The sequence below is a fragment of the Bacillus sp. FSL W8-1127 genome (genome assembly GCF_038006725.1).
GTDB lineage: Bacteria > Bacillota > Bacilli > Bacillales > DSM-4216 > Bacillus_O > Bacillus_O smithii.
The window spans coordinates 416,951-434,272 of sequence record NZ_JBBOVU010000001.1; the positions used below are offsets into that span (position 1 = coordinate 416,951).

13 protein-coding genes are annotated in these 17,322 nt (G+C 41.1%); 7 read left to right on the forward strand and 6 right to left on the reverse strand.

Annotated features, from left to right (window positions below):
- Positions 1-6: 6 nt before the first annotated feature.
- Positions 7-2,358 carry an accessory Sec system translocase SecA2 gene (secA2, locus tag NST12_RS02010; protein WP_048622548.1) on the reverse strand — a complete coding sequence of 784 codons (2,352 nt, stop codon included), beginning with the start codon at positions 2,356-2,358 and terminating at the stop codon, positions 7-9.
- 327 nt (positions 2,359-2,685) lie between these two features.
- Here secA2 and NST12_RS02015 point away from each other — a divergent pair, with 327 nt between their 5' ends.
- A complete protein-coding gene (locus NST12_RS02015; RefSeq protein ID WP_004439633.1) occupies positions 2,686-3,729 on the forward strand; it encodes a glycosyltransferase family 4 protein in 1,044 nt (347 codons plus the stop codon).
- Positions 3,730-4,181: 452 nt separating this feature from the next.
- Here the strand turns inward: NST12_RS02015 and NST12_RS02020 are convergent, their stop codons facing one another.
- A complete protein-coding gene (locus tag NST12_RS02020; RefSeq protein WP_048622549.1) occupies positions 4,182-5,159 on the reverse strand; it encodes an LCP family protein in 978 nt (325 codons plus the stop codon).
- Positions 5,160-5,567: 408 nt separating this feature from the next.
- Positions 5,568-6,206, reverse strand: a complete 639-nt coding sequence (locus tag NST12_RS02025) for a YigZ family protein (RefSeq protein ID WP_004439637.1) — start codon at positions 6,204-6,206, stop codon at positions 5,568-5,570.
- A gap of 301 nt (positions 6,207-6,507) precedes the next feature.
- Here NST12_RS02025 and NST12_RS02030 point away from each other — a divergent pair, with 301 nt between their 5' ends.
- A complete protein-coding gene (locus NST12_RS02030) occupies positions 6,508-7,674 on the forward strand; it encodes a sensor histidine kinase (protein ID WP_048622550.1) in 1,167 nt (388 codons plus the stop codon).
- Positions 7,675-7,824: 150 nt separating this feature from the next.
- On the forward strand, positions 7,825-8,502 hold the full coding sequence (locus tag NST12_RS02035) for a response regulator (RefSeq protein WP_004439660.1): 678 nt from the start codon (positions 7,825-7,827) through the stop codon (positions 8,500-8,502).
- Between the two features lie 44 nt (positions 8,503-8,546).
- On the opposite strand, the gene treR is transcribed toward NST12_RS02035, so the two are convergent.
- The 3 genes from treR to treP form a co-directional block, all read right to left on the reverse strand.
- Positions 8,547-9,269, reverse strand: coding sequence for a trehalose operon repressor (gene treR, locus NST12_RS02040; protein WP_341028078.1), 723 nt, complete (start codon positions 9,267-9,269; stop codon positions 8,547-8,549).
- 451 nt (positions 9,270-9,720) lie between these two features.
- Positions 9,721-11,388 carry an alpha,alpha-phosphotrehalase gene (treC, locus tag NST12_RS02045; RefSeq protein ID WP_341028080.1) on the reverse strand — a complete coding sequence of 556 codons (1,668 nt, stop codon included), beginning with the start codon at positions 11,386-11,388 and terminating at the stop codon, positions 9,721-9,723.
- Between the two features lie 442 nt (positions 11,389-11,830).
- Positions 11,831-13,249 carry a PTS system trehalose-specific EIIBC component gene (treP, locus tag NST12_RS02050; protein WP_048622553.1) on the reverse strand — a complete coding sequence of 473 codons (1,419 nt, stop codon included), beginning with the start codon at positions 13,247-13,249 and terminating at the stop codon, positions 11,831-11,833.
- Between the two features lie 392 nt (positions 13,250-13,641).
- On the opposite strand from treP, the gene NST12_RS02055 reads away from it, so the two are divergent.
- From NST12_RS02055 to NST12_RS02070, 4 genes are all read left to right on the forward strand, one after another.
- Entirely contained in the window at positions 13,642-14,490 is an 849-nt protein-coding gene (locus NST12_RS02055) for a DegV family protein (RefSeq protein WP_341100116.1), read from the forward strand.
- A 104-nt stretch (positions 14,491-14,594) separates the two neighbouring features.
- A complete protein-coding gene (locus tag NST12_RS02060) occupies positions 14,595-15,974 on the forward strand; it encodes a DEAD/DEAH box helicase (RefSeq protein WP_328202135.1) in 1,380 nt (459 codons plus the stop codon).
- Entirely contained in the window at positions 15,971-16,672 is a 702-nt protein-coding gene (locus tag NST12_RS02065; protein WP_048622555.1) for a ComF family protein, read from the forward strand. Before NST12_RS02060 ends, NST12_RS02065 begins: the two co-directional genes overlap by 4 nt.
- A gap of 105 nt (positions 16,673-16,777) precedes the next feature.
- Positions 16,778-17,185, forward strand: coding sequence for a TIGR03826 family flagellar region protein (locus tag NST12_RS02070; RefSeq protein WP_048622556.1), 408 nt, complete (start codon positions 16,778-16,780; stop codon positions 17,183-17,185).
- Positions 17,186-17,322: the final 137 nt, after the last annotated feature.

Genomic DNA, 17,322 nt, shown 5'->3' on the forward strand with positions numbered 1-17,322 from the left:
GATCAGCTACTCCTTTGTTTGCATCTCTTTTAAAAAAGCGGCGATTCTGACAGAGATCTCTTTTTCGATTTCATGGTACGTTTCTAAAAAGATTTCATATCCTTCTTTTTGGTAAAGCCTCATAGGATCTTCTTGTTGATACGATCTTAATCCGATTCCCTCTTTCAGACGCGTCATGCTTTCCATATGTTCGATCCAATGTCGGTCAATGACAGAAAGCATAATTTCTTTTATATAACTGGCCCATTCTGCAAAATTTAATTGTTCAATTCGTTTTTTGTAAGAAGCAACGGCAGGGAAGACGGCTTCTTCCACATCCTTCAGATCTTCCAATCCTTCCGGCAAGTTGACAGTCTCACCGGGAATGAACGATTGAATCGTCGAAAGCAATTGATTCAGACGCCAATTATCCGGTGTTTCTGTCTCCGGACAAAGTCGTTGTATTTGTTCTTTTACAGCCGAATCAATCATTTCAAAATATAGTTTCAACAGATCGCTTTCATCAATAATTTTATTTCTTAGTCCGTAAATGACATTTCGCTGCATGTTAATGACATCGTCCAGTTTTAAATTGTATTCACGTACAGAAAAGTTTGAGCCTTCCACTATTCGCTGAATTTTGTTGACAAACTCGTCCATTTTTTTATTTAGCACTAAGCCGGTAGAATCGGTTTTGATTTTTTTAGATAATTTTTCCATTTCTTTGGAGGCGAAGCGCTGGAACATGTCATCTTCTAATGAAATAAAAAACTGGGTGGAACCGGGATCACCTTGGCGGCCGGCGCGCCCTTTTAGCTGATTATCAATTCTTCTGCTTTCATGCCGCTCTGTTCCGATGACATGAAGGCCCCCAAGCTGGGCGACTCCCTCTTCCAAAATAATATCTGTCCCGCGTCCAGCCATATTGGTGGCGATCGTAATCTGTCCTCGTTGTCCGGCTTTGGCAATCAGCGCTGCCTCTTGATCGGCGCTTTTAGCGTTCAACAGTTCATAGTCTAAATGCTCTTGGTCTAAATACTTCGCCAGTTTTTCCGACTGAAGAATGGAAGTAGTCCCGATTAAAACCGGCTGCCCTTTTTCATGGCGCTTTTTTACTTCTTTCGCTACAGCGGTGTATTTATCGTGTATCGTTTTATAAATCCGGTCCGGCAAATCGATGCGTTGTTTTGGTTTGTTGGTGGGAATTTGAATGACTTCCATATTGTACACTCGAAGGAATTCTTGTTCTTCCGTTTTTGCCGTTCCGGTCATCCCCGATAAATACGGGTACATACGAAAATAGTTTTGGATGGTAATGGACGCTTGAGTTTTGTTTTCTTCTGTAATTTCCAGTCCTTCCTTAGCCTCGATAGCTTGATGAAGTCCGTCGCTCAGCGTTCTTCCTTCCATGATGCGGCCTGTAAAACTATCCACGAGAAAAATTTTGCCGTCTTTCACAATGTAATCTACGTCGCGTTTAAACATGACATGGGCACGTACGGCTTGGATGACATAATGGTACAGTATTTGATGTTCCAAGTCGTATAAATTATCGATACCGAAGGCATTTTCCACTTTCTCAATTCCTTGATCGGTTAAGCTGACCGCCTTTGTTTCCATATCGAAGGAATAATCCTCTTCGTTTTTGAATTTTTTTGCCAATTGAGCTGCAATATAATGCAATTCAGAACTTGCCCTTACTTTACCCGCGATAATGAGCGGTGTTTTTGCTTCGTCGATTAATATACTGTCCACTTCGTCGATAATGGCAAAATGATAAGGGCGTTGGACTCGATCTTCAGCCCGGGTAGCCATATTGTCACGCAGATAGTCAAAACCAAATTCTGTTCCGACGCCGTAAGTGATATCGGCAAGATAGGCCTGTTTTTTTTCGCTTTGCTCCATAAGCGGTAAATTTAATCCCACTGTTAATCCAAGGAATTCATGGATAGGGCCAATGATTTCGCGATCGCGCTTTGCTAAATATTCATTGACGGTAATGACATGGACACCTTTTCCTTCCAAAGCTCGTAAATAGCTGGGAAGGGAGGCTACCAATGTTTTTCCTTCACCGGTAGCCATTTCAGCAATATTGCCTTCGGTCAATACAAGGCCGCCGATCAACTGGACATCGTAATGGCGCATGCCAAGAATCCTTTTGGCTGCTTCTCTGACTGTCGCAAAGGCTTCGACTTTAATATCATCAATCGTTTTTCCGTTTTGCAGCTGTTGTTTAAACCAAATGGTTTTTTGCTGTAATTCTTGGTCTGAAAGTTTTTCAAACTCTGGTTCTATCTCATTGATTTTCTCAACTAATTTATAATATTTTTTCAATCTTCTTTCGTTCGCATCGACCATATTTTTGATAAGTGAGATCATATTAGGTACGCTCCTTGAAGAAAAATCCTAATCTTCTATTATATTAATATCTTACCAGAACCAATGCTTTTTTACTATAAACAGTACAAGATGTAAAATAAAGGTCGAGAATAAAAGAAAAATAGCATGAAATGAATTTTTAAAGAATTTGATATAGATATTATGACCAATCCGTTTTATAATATTGAAATTGAAGTGGTGGAAATTCTTTGCAGAAGAAATTTTCCAAATGAGAGATAGAATACCGATTTTTTTTGAATGCAATAACAAATTTTGCAATGAACTTTAGTTGCTTTTTTGGGCATGCTAAGAAAGAGGAGGTACGGCATGGTTTACCTTACCTTTGTACTATGTTTTATCGCTTCGCTTCTGCTGACTCCTTTGGCGAAGAAGCTGGCGATCGCTATCGGAGCTGTTGACAAGCCTAATTACAGAAAAGTGCATCAGAAAATAATGCCCCGTATGGGTGGTTTGGCGATTTTTTTAAGTTTTCTTATTGGACTTTTGGTTTTACGTCCGCAAGATCCTTATAACTGGCCGATTATAATTGGCAGCTTTATTATTGTCCTTACAGGATTACTGGATGACAAGTTTGAGCTTTCGCCAAAACTTAAACTAGCTGGTCAGCTGCTGGCAGCCATTGTCGTGGTCGTGATCGGCGGGGTGCATGTGGAATTTATTAATTTGCCTTTCGGAGGCCAATTGGAATTTGGATTGTTAAGCGTTCCGCTAACCATTTTATGGATCGTCGGTGTGACCAATGCCATTAATTTAATCGACGGATTAGATGGACTGGCTGCCGGGGTTTCTTCGATCGCTTTAATTACCATTAGCTTTATGGCTTTTCTTAAAGGCGACGCATATGTCATGAGTATTGCACTCATTTTGCTTGGCAGTACATTAGGTTTTCTGATTTACAATTTTCATCCTGCCAAGATTTTTATGGGAGATACAGGAGCTCTCTTTTTAGGATATATGATGTCCGTTGTGTCGCTGCTTGGATTTAAGAATGTAACAGTTCTTTCATTTGTCATCCCTGTTATTATTCTCGGGGTGCCAATTTCCGATACGTTTTTTGCGATTATTCGCCGTTTTATCCATAAGAAGCCACTCTCAGCGCCTGATAAATCTCATTTGCATCATTGTTTGTTGCGAATGGGATACACCCACAAACAAACGGTGCTGATCATCTATGCCATTTCAGCCATGTTTGGACTGGCAGCCATTATTTTTTCAATGGCTACCATATGGGGGGCTCTTCTGTTTGGCGCTATTTTGATTATAGGAATTGAACTTTTCGTCGAAAGTGTTGGCTTAGTCGGATCCGATTACCAGCCGTTGTTGAGATTAGTCATGAGAAAAAGCAGATAATCCAATTTCGCTTAGAAGTGGAAAAAGAAAAGGGTGTCCTGAAATCAAGCTTTTGGGGCACCTTTTTTTATCAATAAATGGGTTAGAAATACTCTTGATATCGGTGTAATCAAGTAGCTTGGCTTTGGCTTTGCGAAGTATAAAAAGCGCGGCAGAGCGTAGCGTGGTCGCGGTGAATTTTACCGATATCATACGTTGTTTTTGTACGATTTTGTATGAGATGCATAATACGAGTCGTAAGCTGATCTTCCCATAAAGGGGATTGATCAACCTTAGGAAAAAGGAGAAGGAACGGTGGTTGCTTTTTTTATAAAGGAAATTCCGTTGTTCTTTCTAACGGTCATTGGCAATGTTCAGTTAATGACTGGAAATGGGATTGGAAAATTGAAAAGGAAAAGCAGATAAAAAACTGTCGCAAAAGGCTCCATTGAGGGCCTTCACGACAGTCTTTTTTAGTTAATACCTAATTGACGTTTTAAAATTCGTTTTGTCACTTCCAGTTCAACATCATCTAGCTTATAAATATAAGCACCGTTATTCGGATCATGACCGTCCGTTCCCTTTAAGGTTAAATGGTCTATTTTTAAGTCGCCGGATGTACCGAAGCTAACGAGCGACTTCATCTGAGAGAACGAAAGGTTTGTTTTCATATTTTGTCCGACTGCTTCAATTACGTCCGGATACTTAGTGACTGCATTGACGGATTTGGCTTTTTTGACAATCGCCTCTAAAATCATCTGCTGACGTTCGCCGCGCATAATATCGTTGTCATGTTTTCTTGTTCGGGCCAACGCCAAGGCTTCTTCTCCGCTGAGATTATGAACTCCGGGCGTTAAATGGACGGGTTCTGAGTCGGTTGAATTTTTTTCAGTGAATTCATACGGTACTTTTACTTTCACTCCGCCTAGAGCATTTACCACATCCACAAAACCTTTGAAATTCATTTTGACATAAAAGTCTACCGGAACATCAAGCAAGTGTTCTACTGTATCGATGGTTGCCTGAGTTCCTCCATAGGCATGAGCATGGGTAATTTTTTGCTTTTCTCCAATAATGGGAATATACACATAAGAATCACGAGGGATGCTTAACAGTTTTACACTATGATTCTTTCTATTTAGTGTTGCGAGAATCAGAGCATCTGATCTTGTCTTTTGTTTGAAATCGGGACTTCTGTCATCCACTCCTATAAATAAAATGCTGATATTGTCCTTGCTAGGATCCACAGCTTTATCTCTCAAATCAGATTTTTCAACAGCTGGGTCATAAGCATCGGTAAAAACCGTTTCTGCTTTTTTATATAAATAGGCTCCATAACCTGCTGCTGTAGATGCCACTAGAATGAAGGGGAGTAGTAGAAAGAACATGATTCTTCTTCGTCGTTTCCTCCGTTTTCTCCGTTCTCTGATCTGCTGTCTCTGTTCAGCCATACCATTGCTCCTTTTGCGAATAATGAAATAAAGCGAAATCAACAAATTTTTTCAAATTTCAACAAGTCTTCTAAACTCCATTTTACTATGAAGAAGCATTGTTCGTAAATTATTTTATGGAAATCGCTTAATAGACTTTGTTTATTTTCAAAAATTCTGCAGAAAAAATAGGTCTCCTTTTTGAAGGAAACCTCTCCATACAGATCGGAAAAACAAGCGGCATGGTCGGAAGCTCATAAATAAGATTAAATGAAATAGGACTTTTACCGGTGTTAAAAAAGGAAACAGGGATTTTCTTTGATGAAGAATTTGACGTACAGACCGGGCACCTGGAAGTTCATGATTGGCATGTTTAAGCTGAGTTTCCGGAGAAAGTTTTTAAACTGAATGTAAAGAGCTTCAGCTTTGTTACATTTCGATATCCTTTTCTAAATAAAGCATATCGCCTTCCGTAATGGCTGCCTGTCCATTCGTCAGCTCAGTCATCCACTTTTTGAACGTTTCTTTATCTCCTTCTTCGACAAATGTTTCAATGGTGACTCGGTCCAAGTAATGAATATCTTTTATATCATAAACTGAAGACCTTAACTCATTTTCTACTTTTCCGAGAAGGTGGTAATCCAATGTAGTATGCATGACCCTCGTCAATCTTCGTTCGACAATACCGGTATGGTTAAGCCCCTCGGAGACTGATTTGCTGTAGGCGCGAATTAATCCACCGGCCCCTAGCTTGATTCCTCCGAAGTATCTGGTAACCACTACGACTGTATCTTTTAAATTTCGTTTTTTAAGCACTTCCAGCATCGGAACACCTGCGGTACCACTCGGCTCACCGTCATCATTTGCTTTTTGAATCTGATCATGCTCGCCGATCATGTAGCAAGAGCAATTGTGAGTGGCGTTCCAATGCTTTTTTTTGATTTCCGCGATAAAATTTATTGCCTCTTCTTCTGTTTCCGCTCGATTGACGTGGGCGATAAACCGTGACTTTTGTATAACAATTTCGTGTTCTCCATATCCTTTTACTGTATAGTAATTAGGAAGCAAAGCTCTCACTCCATCATGTTTCATTTTCAAAATAAACGGGTATAGACATCCTTATGATATAGAAAAATCTTCTTTGTGCAAACGAAAAGCCTCTGAAATACAAATATAGAAAAAAAATTTAATCTATTGGTAACCAAACTTTAATCCTATGCAAAATATGACATGATATAATGGAATTGTCTGTAAAAGTGATTGTATTTTTACCAGGAGATTTTGCTTACTTTTATTCAGCAGTTCAAAGGTTGCAGATGAACAAATATCATTTGTTTTAAAATCAGTAACCACGAGGAAGGTCTTCTCTATGTCATTAAGAGGTATCAAAACGGAAAAGCTAGATGAGATATTAGATAAAATGATTTCTACAGTCAATCAAAGTAAAGATGAAATCTTTGAAATCGGCGAACGATGCCGGCAAGATTTAGAATCGGGATTGATGGAACTAAAAGCGATCAAAGATGAAGTAAAGCAAGCTCTTCAACAAGAAGAAGAACTTGATTATCAAACTAAACAAGCGAGAAGAAGGCTTTCGGAAGTAAGCAAATTTTTTCATACATATTCTGAAAAAGATATCCGAAAAGCTTATCAGTATGCCCATGATTTACAGACGAAATTAATCCTGACGAAACAAAAGGCAAAACAGCTGATGGAGCGTCGCGATGATTTGGAACGGCGTCTTAAAAATTTGAAAAATACGATTGAGAGAGCGGACAATCTTGTGGCTCAAATATCAGTTGTTTTGAAATATATGACCAGCGACATGAAGCAAATTGGCCAAGCGCTTGAAGATGCGAAGTTGAAGCAGGAGTTTGGCCTTAGGATATTAGAGGCTCAAGAGGAAGAAAAAAAGCGGCTTTCACGCGAAATCCATGATGGTCCGGCCCAGATGATGGCCAATGTCTTGATGCGCTCGGATTTGATCGAGAAAGTGTACAAAGAAAGAGGAGTGGAAGAAGCTCTTGTAGAAATCCGCAACTTAAAGAACATGGTTCGCAGTGCGCTATATGAAGTCCGACGCATTATATACGATTTGCGGCCAATGGCGCTTGATGATCTGGGCCTGGTCCCGGCTCTGAATAAATTTTTAAGCACTCTTGAGGAGTATAATCGATCCATTCAAAGAAATACGACTATTCGCTTTCGAAACATTGGGCTGGAAGTACGGCTCCCTTCAAAGTTGGAAATTGCTCTTTTTCGCCTGATTCAAGAATCCGTTCAAAATGCGTTAAAGCATTCAAATGCCAGCGAAATTGTTGTGAAACTGGAAATTGGGAAAGAGAAGGTATTGGCGGTCATTAAAGACAATGGCCAAGGGTTTGACATTCATAAACGCAAATCAAATTCGTTTGGGATTCTTGGCATGAAAGAGAGAATAGAACTTTTGGAAGGTGAGTTGAACATTGATTCGAAACCAGGAAAGGGGACCGTTGTAAGGTTAAGCGTCCCGATTCATGTTCATGGAAAGGATTAAGCTATACTTTAAGTAAAACATTTGAAAAGAATTTGAAAAGAATTTATAAAAATAAATGATGAAAAGGTAATATGAACAAGGAAATAATTGGTCCAAATAGAAATTATATTAAGAAGCAGAAAGTGCTGACATAATAAGGGAGGAGAAACAATGGCAACGAAGATTGTCATAATCGATGACCATCAATTATTCCGTGAAGGAGTAAAACGAATATTAGAGTTTGAAAAATCTTTTAAGATCGTTGCTGAAGGAGACGACGGATCAGATGTGCTTGAGCTTGTCGAAAGACACAGACCCGATGTGGTCTTAATGGATATTAATATGCCTGGCGTAAACGGTGTAGAGGCAACGAAACAATTGGTGGATGCCTATCCGAAAACGAAAGTGATCATTTTATCCATTCATGATGATGAAAATTATGTGGCGCACGCTTTAACATCAGGAGCGCGCGGCTATCTTTTGAAAGAAATGGATGCGGATGCTCTGATTGAAGCCGTCAAAGTCGTGGCAGAGGGTGGATCGTACTTGCATCCAAAAGTTACTCATAATTTGATCGCCGACTATCGTCGACTCACTTCCAGCGATCGAAAAAAAGGCTTTCAGCAAGGCGAAGTGCGGCGCCCCTATCATTTATTAACGAAACGCGAATGTGAAGTGCTCCAGCTGCTGGCGGACGGAAAAAGCAACAGGGCAATAGGTGAAGCGCTGTATATCAGCGAAAAAACAGTAAAAAACCATGTAAGTAATATTTTGCAAAAAATGAATGTGAACGACCGCACACAAGCAGTCGTAACCGCCATTAAAAGAGGTTGGGTAGAAGTACGCTAGGGGGGGTCTGACCCCTTTAGCATTTTAAAGCGGTACATAATGATTCATCCATGCTTGTTTCGGCGGGCGAAATCGACGAAACGAAATTTGTCTAATCGGTGACGCGATTCGGTATATTGGAAGAGAGTCGCATCTTCCAAATAGACATAGTTTTTCACCACCACAATGTGATTGTAATCTTTTATATCCAAAAAGCGGATATCTTCCTCAGTGCACGGCTCTACCACAATTTCTTTTTTGGCAAAACTGATGGCCAACCCCAATTCATTTTCTAAATATTCGTATATGGAGTGTTCACAAATTTCTTTCGTAAGCAACGGGACATATTGCTTGATGAAAAAGTCGCGATCCAATATCACCCGTTCGCCTTTAATTTCACGAGCTCGAATGACTTTCCATACTTCTGTTTTTTCGGAAACATTCAATTGTCTTGAAAGCCATGGATCTGGATGAATAAGTCCGAGATCGTACACAATCGTTCGGGAGTCCCCCCAAAGAGAATCTTGAAGTTCTTTGAAGCTCACTAGGCCGGAAATCGGGAAGCTCATTTTTGGCGTATCCAACACAATGGATCCTTTGCCGCGGATTTTTTGGATTAATCCGTTCTGTGCCAACAAATTGAGGGCTTTTCGAATGGTTTCTCTCGAAGTGTCGTACAATTCGCAAAGTTCGTTTTCCGATGGCAACGTTTCCATTGGTTTATAAACCCCGTTTTGAATTTTATCTGCCAATTCTTGATAAATTTGCCTATATTTATTATTTCTCATAGTATCACCTGATGATCATTGTACCATATCAGGACCAGTGTGATCATCCTCTGAAAAGGATGGAACAACCAAAAAACGCCCACGGATCAAAGCAGAACTTTTAAAAAGAAAAATAAAATGGAGTTCAAAAAAGCTTTTCATCATTTAGCGAATGAAGAAAAGGAAAAAGCGATTCGTTTGGCCATTCTATTCTGCCAATCTTCCAAAAGGCGCAAGGGCATCTTTGCGGCTACAATATTTCATCGAAATACATGCATGCAATCGAGTAAGAATTGACAGCCCTTTCTTTTTTTATCATAAAAGATCTAAGCTCTCTGTTCCTTTTGGATCCAAGAGGTTTTCTATTTTACAAGAAGAAGAATCAGCGGCTGTCTTGCATCAGTTTGAGCATGGTGTTGTGAATGAAATGCTGCCGGAAAGCTCCGGCAGCAAATGGAAGAAACACGATGTTTTAGCGGATATAGTATACGACAGACTCGTACGGACGCAGGACGAGCCGGCGGAAATGCTCCGGTGTGTCTTTATAGTTAGAAATCAGTACTTTACCGGAGTCTTCCTCCAGAAATTCCGGTTTTTCAAATGTCGTTTCCTCTGCAAAAAAGTTGTTCACCACAAGCAGCTTCTCTCCACTTTTTCTTGTCCGCAGATAAGCGAAAATTTGAGGGTGATCTTTTAAGATCAGCCGGTAATCCCCTTCTGTCACAATATCATATTCTTTTCGAAGCTTAATTAATTTTTGATAGTGATAGAAAATAGAATCGGGGTCTTTAAGCGCCTTTTCTACATTAATTTCTTTATAGTTTTTAGCCAGTCCGATCCAAGGAGTTCCGGTTGTAAACCCGGCGTTTTCCTTATCGTTCCATTGAACAGGCGTCCGGGAGTTATCACGTGACTTTTGCATGAGAATGTCCATTACTTCGGCTTCGCTTTTTCCTTGTTCAAGCAAAATTTTGTGCATATTCAGCGATTCCACATCCCGATATTCTTCAATAGAGGAGAAATAAGGATTGGTCATCCCGATTTCTTCTCCTTGATAAATATAAGGAGTTCCTTGCATCATATGGATCGTGGTAGCAAGCATTTTGGCCGATTCCACCCGATAGCGTCCGTCGTCTCCATAGCGGGAGACAATTCTGGGCTGGTCGTGATTGCACCAAAAGAGAGCATTCCATCCTCCGCCTTCCTGCATTTTCGTTTGCCAGGTAGACAGAATCGATTTTAATTGTGGAAAATCAAGCTCTGCTTTTGTCCACTTTTCGCCGTTTGGATAATCCACTTTCAAATGATGAAAATTGAACGTCATATTTAGTTCCCGGCGATCTGGACGTGTATAAAGAATGCAATTTTCTATCGTGGTGGAGGACATTTCACCCACTGTTATGATGTCGTATTGGGAAAACACTTCACGGTTCATTTCCTGTAAATATTCATGAATGCGAGGTCCGTCGGTATAAAATTTTCGACCGTCTCCTTCTGGATCGTCCGGAAAGCGCTGGTCTTTGGAAATCAAGTTAATGACATCGAGACGGAAGCCATCGACTCCTTTTTGGAGCCAAAAATGCATCATTTTGTACAGTTTTTTGCGCAATGTTTCGTTTTCCCAGTTTAAGTCCGCTTGTGTCACGTCAAATAGATGCAAATAATATTGACCTGTTTCATCGTCGTATTGCCAAGCGGATCCTCCGAATTTTGACTCCCAATTGGTAGGGGGCTCTCCAGTTTCTTTTCCGTCTTTCCAAATATAAAAATCACGGTACGGACTTTCTTTCGATTTTCGAGCTTCAATAAACCATGAATGTTTTGTAGAAGTATGGTTTACAACTATATCCATGATCACCTTAATGCCCCGTTTATGGGCTTCATTTAAAAGCTCGTCAAAGTCATCCATCGTTCCGTACGTTTCATCGATGGAATAATAATCGCTTATGTCATAGCCATTATCCCTTTGGGGGGATTGATAAATAGGCGTAATCCAAATACAGTCGATCCCCAGAGTTTTTAAATAGTCGAGTTTGGCCGTGATTCCTTTAATATCGCCAATTCCGTCACCGGAAGCGTCATAAAAGCTTTTTGGATAAATTTGATATACTACGGCTTTTTTCCACCATGGCTGTTTCATCTTCGTTGCACAGGAAACATTTTCGAAAATAGACGCGGGATACGGTCCGCATCTGTCAAAATTGCTTCCTGTGTTTCCTCCTTTCTTGGTGTAATGGAATTGATAATCAGCATGATTAAGAATGCTCTTAAGCTAGTAACCATTTTGCTTGATCAAGTGAAAAAATCCATGCAGCAAAATATTAGCTAAAACAGGCATCTATACCATTGAGTTCATTGCAGTAAGATCCATATCTCCCAAAAATCAAGTGAAGAAAGAGGGGGAGCGCGGCGGTCGAAATTGAATGCCTGTTGAAGCAGAGCGGCCCCTTATGATGTTCGCTTATGCTGTCGCCATAAGGGAAGTTGCTGAAGACATATTTCCATTTGATTAACTAGTCCATTTTCAGTGCTGAAAACAGAGAGGGGTCAAGGCTAAAAGCGTCTGACCCCTAATGTTTCCATTAAATTTCTTCTTTGGAAAATTTACTGAAAATGACGGTGAGAATAAATGGAACTACAAGCACGATTCCGATTCCAAGGAAAAATGTCCCCCAATATTCATGTTTAATGGAAAGGAACCCCGGTAAACCGCCAACTCCGACGGAAAAAGCATTCACTTTGCCGATGGAGAGAATCATACCCGCAATAGCTGATCCAATCAGGGCGCTAATAAATGGGTAGCGATACCGCAAGTTCACACCAAACATCGCTGGTTCAGTAATACCTAAATAAGCGGATAGCGCTGCGGTTCCGGAAAGACCGCGCAGTTTTTGGCTTTTCTTAGCCAGAAACATCATCGCCAACGCCGCTGATCCTTGAGAAATATTGGAAAGGGCGAGGATTGGCCAGAGGAAAGTTCCTCCGGTTGTTCCGATCAACTGCAAGTCAACGGCTAAGAAGGTGTGATGCATTCCCGTTATGACTAGCACTGCGTATAATCCTCCGTAAATCAGTCCGCCTAGCCATGCAAAGTGGTCAAAGATCCATACAATCCCTGACGTAATTTCATTACCAAGCCAGAAGGTGGTTGGACCGATGATGATAAATGAGGCGAACCCGGTAATCAGCAAAGCGACCGGTGCCACAACCAGCAACTTTATGGAATCATGAACACGCTTGTTTAAAAATACTTCGATTTTTGCCAGTAAATAGGAAGCAAATAAAATCGGCAATACTTGTCCTTGATAACCGACTTGCTGAACTTTCAATCCGAATAAATCCCAATACTTGATGGCTCCTTTAGCTTTCGCTTCAGCATAGCCCCAGGCATTAAGCAAATCCGGGTGAACAAGCATTAAACCTAGTACGATCCCGAGCAAAGGGCTGCCTCCAAACCGCTTTACGGCTGACCAACCGATTAATGCAGGCAAGAATGTAAATGCCGTATTGGCAATCAGGTTAATCATGCTGGCGATATCGGCCCAATTTTGGTGAACCTCTATAAAGGATTTCCCTTTGTAAAAAATATCTTGTCCTGTTAAAATATTGTTAATCCCCATCAAGAGACCGGCCGTAACGATCGCTGGAAGGATCGGTATAAAAATATCCGCCAATACTTTAATCGCACGTTGAAGCGGATTCATTTTTTGGGCTGCCGCATTTTTTACCTCTTCTTTAGTGGCAGTTCCGATGCCGGTTTCTTGAACGAATACATCGAATACTTTATCTACAATTCCTTGACCAATTACCACTTGAAATTGGCCGTTTGCCGAAAATGAACCTTTTACAAGATCAATATTTTCCAACTTTTTTTTGTCGACTTTCTCTTCATCATTTAAAACGAGACGAAGACGAGTAACGCAGTGAGTGCCAGTGTTGATATTTTCTTTGCCGCCGACCGCTTCGATGATTTGCCGGACCGAGTCGCGATATTCACTCATTTCTTTCCCCTCCGTAACCGTTTTCAATAGTGGCCAAAATTATAAATTGAAAGAAAGATAACTAAAAATCTAATGAAATGATCGCTTCACCGGGTGAAGAATTTTAATTTGTATATACAAGATTTACTTTTATTGTATTCATGTATATACAAGGTGTCAAGAAAAAATATAAAACGTTTTCATGAACGTTTATTGAAAAAAAAGATGAAAACTTTTGGCTTTCTGGTAAAATAAAAACCATATTTTACAGTAGTAAAGGGAATGAGTAGGTCAACTGCGGTTCAACTGATAAAACGACAGTCGGAAACGATGGTTTCTACAAGTAATTTGTCTGATGACATCACAGGATGAAGTTCGTCCGTTCAGCACTCAAACTAATAGGAGGTGTTCAAATGAAAACTGCGATTATAACAGATAGTACATCGTATATTCCGGAAACGCTGCGAAAAGAATGGAACATTTATATGATTCCTTTAAATGTGGTGATCGGCGGAGAGTCTTTTAAAGAAGAAATGGACATCACGGCGGAACAGTTTTATGAAGAAGTCCAGAATGAACAGAAGCTTCCCACAACTTCTCAGCCCTCCATCGGTCAGTTTGTAGAGTTGTTTGAAGATTTATCAAAAGAGTATGATGCGGCTATTTGCATCCTTCTTTCCAGCGGGATAAGCGGTACTTATCAAACTTCAGTTGCTGCAGGTAAAATGGTCGACGGACTCGAAGTTTTTTCTTATGATTCCGAAATCAGCTGTGCTGCTCAAGGATTTTATGTAATGGCTGCCAGCCGATTGGCAAGGGAAGGAATGGAGCCCCAAAACATACTGAAGAAGCTCGATGAATTGAAAGCTACTCTCCGCGCTTATTTTATGGTGGACGACCTTGACCATTTAAAACGAGGCGGGAGATTGTCGGGTGCTCAAGCGTTTGTGGGAAATTTGCTACAAGTAAAATCTCTTCTCCACTTTGAAAACAAAGTGATTGTTCCTTTTGAAAAAATCCGTACGAAAAAAAGAGCTTTAAAACGGATCGAACAATTATTTTCCGAAGACTATCAGAAAGGAATTCCGCTTCAAGCTGCTATAATCCATGCCAATCGCCCTCAGGAAGCTTCTGACTGGATGGAAGAATTAAAGAATCAATATCCTGAAACAGAATTCCAGATCAGTTATTTCGGTCCTGTCATCGGCACGCATCTTGGCGAAGGGGCTTTAGGAATGACTTGGGCGAAAAAACTATTCTAGCAAAGCACCATTTTCTATTCGGCCAAAATTGACGGGGGCTGCTGTCTATCTTAGCCCCTTAAGCCGTAAAACGATCTCTTTATACATTTGAATAGAGGTGAAATATGAACCGCTTTTCCTCTTCTGTCCAATCTTTTACATCCGGCCGCCATTTGCTGCTTTCAGAACTTCCCTTTCCTCAAGATTTGATTCAACACCATTTAAACAACGGATATTTGCAATTGGAAGACGGTATTCGCAAAGAAGGCCGATATTATGTTTGCGCCCGCTGCGGAAATCGAGATCCCCAAATGTTTGCCTCATTTCCTTGCGCCCGTTGCCGGAAGTTTTGCCTTTATTGCCGCTGTTGTATAATGATGGGCCGTGTATCAGAATGCACTCCTTTAGTTTCATGGAAAGGACCGCCACCTCGTTCCGTTACCAGTCACGATTTGCTTCAGTGGGACGGCCGATTATCCAAGGGACAATTAACGGCAGCTAGGGCTGTTCAAAACGCGGTAGAAGAGAAGGGAGACTTATTAGTCTGGGCTGTTTGCGGAGCAGGGAAAACGGAAATTCTTTTTGACGGTATAAATGCCGCGCTTCAGAAAGGAGACCGTGTCTGCATCGCTGCTCCGCGGACAGATGTTGTTCTTGAACTGTCGCCAAGACTGAAAAAAGTTTTTCCCACGGTCCCTGTTACAGCGTTGTACGGAGGAAGCCCGCAGCGAAATGAATACGGCTCTCTTGTCATATCCACAACTCATCAATTGTATCGATACAAAGAAGCGTTTGACGTTGTAATCGTAGATGAAGTCGATGCCTTCCCTTATTCCTATGATCCCACGTTGCAATATGCGGTGGAAAAATCGCGTAAGCCTTCCTCGGCCATGATCTATTTAACGGCCACTCCAAATGAAATATGGCAGCGGCAATGCCGGCAAGGAAAAAGAAAATTTGTCTCCATACCCGCCCGTTATCATCGACATCCTCTCCCCGTTCCGAAAATACGCTGGATAGGAAATTGGAAAAAATCCTTTAAAAAAGGTTGTATTCCGAAAGAACTGAAAGATTGGACACAAAAACGTTTGACAAAAAACAAGCAAGCCCTTCTTTTCTTCCCCAGCGTTCGTATGATGAACGATGCTCTCCCCTTATTTAAAAGGCTTCATTCTCGAATTGAAGCTGTCCACGCTGAAGACCCCGCCCGCATCGAAAAGGTGGAAGGCATGCGCCGCAAAGAGATCCCTGTTATGTTGACGACCACTATTTTAGAACGAGGGGTTACGTTTCCGAATCTTGATGTAGCTGTAATAGGAGCAGAAGAGATGATTTTTAATGAAAGCGCACTTGTGCAAATTTCCGGCCGGGTGGGTCGGAGCGCCGATTATCCCGATGGGGAAATCATGTTTTTTCATTACGGGCTTACGAGAGAGATCATCAAAGCTATCCGACATATTGAACGGATGAACCTGGAAGCGAAGAAAAGGGGGTTGATTGATTGAACTGTCTATATTGCGGGAAAGAACAATCTTCTCGATATTCTTGGCTGACGGTGTTCCGATTAAAAGAAGAACCTGCGCTTTGCTTAGATTGCCAAGAACGATTTCAGCGAATCAGTGGGGATTGCTGCTCTATTTGCGGGCGGCCGCTTTCAGAATGGCCTGCTGAATGGCCCCGCTCGCATTGCTGCTTGGATTGCGTTCGCTGGGAGGAAGATGAGAACTGGCGGAGCGTTTTAACAAAAAATGTATCGCTGTTTTATTATAATAAAGGTATGAAAGAGTGGCTGGCTCGTTTTAAATATCGGGGGGATTATCATTTAGCGCGCTGTTTTGCTTCAGAAATACGGAATGAGATCCGGCGGATGGCTCCCGACAAGATCGTTCCCATTCCTTTGAGTGAGGAACGTCTGCAGGAGCGGGGGTTTAACCAAGCAAAAGCACTTGTTGAAGAAGCAGGATTTCATGCGGAAGAGCTATTAGGCCGCTTCCATACGGAAAAACAATCGAAAAAGTCACGGATTGAAAGAATTCATTTGCCGGAAGTATTTTATATGATACACCCGGCATCACTTGCCAACGAGACGGTTTTACTCGTGGACGATATTTATACGACCGGCTCTACTTTACGCCATGCGGCCAAAGTGCTGAAAAAACATGGTGCACAAACTGTGCTCGCCTTGACATTGGCAAGAGGATAGGTCCGAATGGACGATAGAAAAATCATTTTGACGGCAAAAAATCTTCATGAGCGGAAATGAAAGACGATATTAAGAAAAAGGAGATTTAACGGGAGGAAAGAAATAATGGGAGAGATTTCAAACTGCCCCCGCTGCGGGTCGCTGTTTATGAAAACAAGTTTTCGCGACGTTTGTGAAAATTGCTATAAAGAAGAGGAAAATCTTTATGACAAAGTATATAAATTTCTGAGAAAAAGAGAAAATCGGGCTGCCACCATCACGAGGGTAGTGGAAGCGACGGGAGTGGACGAAGAATTGATTTATAAATGGGTGAGGAAGGGAAGGCTGCAGCCGGCTGTTTTTCCGAACATGGGATATCCGTGCGACAATTGCGGGAAAATTATTACAAAAGGAAAATTATGTTCCGATTGTGCCGATCAATTGCGCCACGATTTAGAGACGTTTGAAAAAGAACAGGAAAGAAAAAAGGAAAGAAATATTACTTACTACTCTTTGAAGGACGATACGAAATAACGGGTATGGAAAACATTCAAGGGTCTGTTTAGAGGGCGGAAAAGAAAAGGATCCTTTGGATAAAAAGATAATGGAAAAAAGGAAAAAGGAACTATGAACGGTTGCTAAACTTTTTCATAATCAAACCGATATAATGA

What these genes read in the sequence shown, in the direction of transcription:
- secA2 (WP_048622548.1), bottom strand. Translation starts at nt 2,358, where the DNA reads ATGATCTCACTTATCAAAAATATGGTCGATGCGAACGAAAGAAGATTG.
- NST12_RS02015 (WP_004439633.1), top strand. Translation starts at nt 2,686, where the DNA reads ATGGTTTACCTTACCTTTGTACTATGTTTTATCGCTTCGCTTCTGCTG.
- NST12_RS02020 (WP_048622549.1), bottom strand. Translation starts at nt 5,159, where the DNA reads ATGGCTGAACAGAGACAGCAGATCAGAGAACGGAGAAAACGGAGGAAA.
- NST12_RS02030 (WP_048622550.1), top strand. Translation starts at nt 6,508, where the DNA reads ATGTCATTAAGAGGTATCAAAACGGAAAAGCTAGATGAGATATTAGAT.
- NST12_RS02035 (WP_004439660.1), top strand. Translation starts at nt 7,825, where the DNA reads ATGGCAACGAAGATTGTCATAATCGATGACCATCAATTATTCCGTGAA.
- treR (WP_341028078.1), bottom strand. Translation starts at nt 9,269, where the DNA reads ATGAGAAATAATAAATATAGGCAAATTTATCAAGAATTGGCAGATAAA.
- treC (WP_341028080.1), bottom strand. Translation starts at nt 11,388, where the DNA reads ATGAAACAGCCATGGTGGAAAAAAGCCGTAGTATATCAAATTTATCCA.
- treP (WP_048622553.1), bottom strand. Translation starts at nt 13,249, where the DNA reads ATGAGTGAATATCGCGACTCGGTCCGGCAAATCATCGAAGCGGTCGGC.
- NST12_RS02055 (WP_341100116.1), top strand. Translation starts at nt 13,642, where the DNA reads ATGAAAACTGCGATTATAACAGATAGTACATCGTATATTCCGGAAACG.
- NST12_RS02060 (WP_328202135.1), top strand. Translation starts at nt 14,595, where the DNA reads ATGAACCGCTTTTCCTCTTCTGTCCAATCTTTTACATCCGGCCGCCAT.
- NST12_RS02070 (WP_048622556.1), top strand. Translation starts at nt 16,778, where the DNA reads ATGGGAGAGATTTCAAACTGCCCCCGCTGCGGGTCGCTGTTTATGAAA.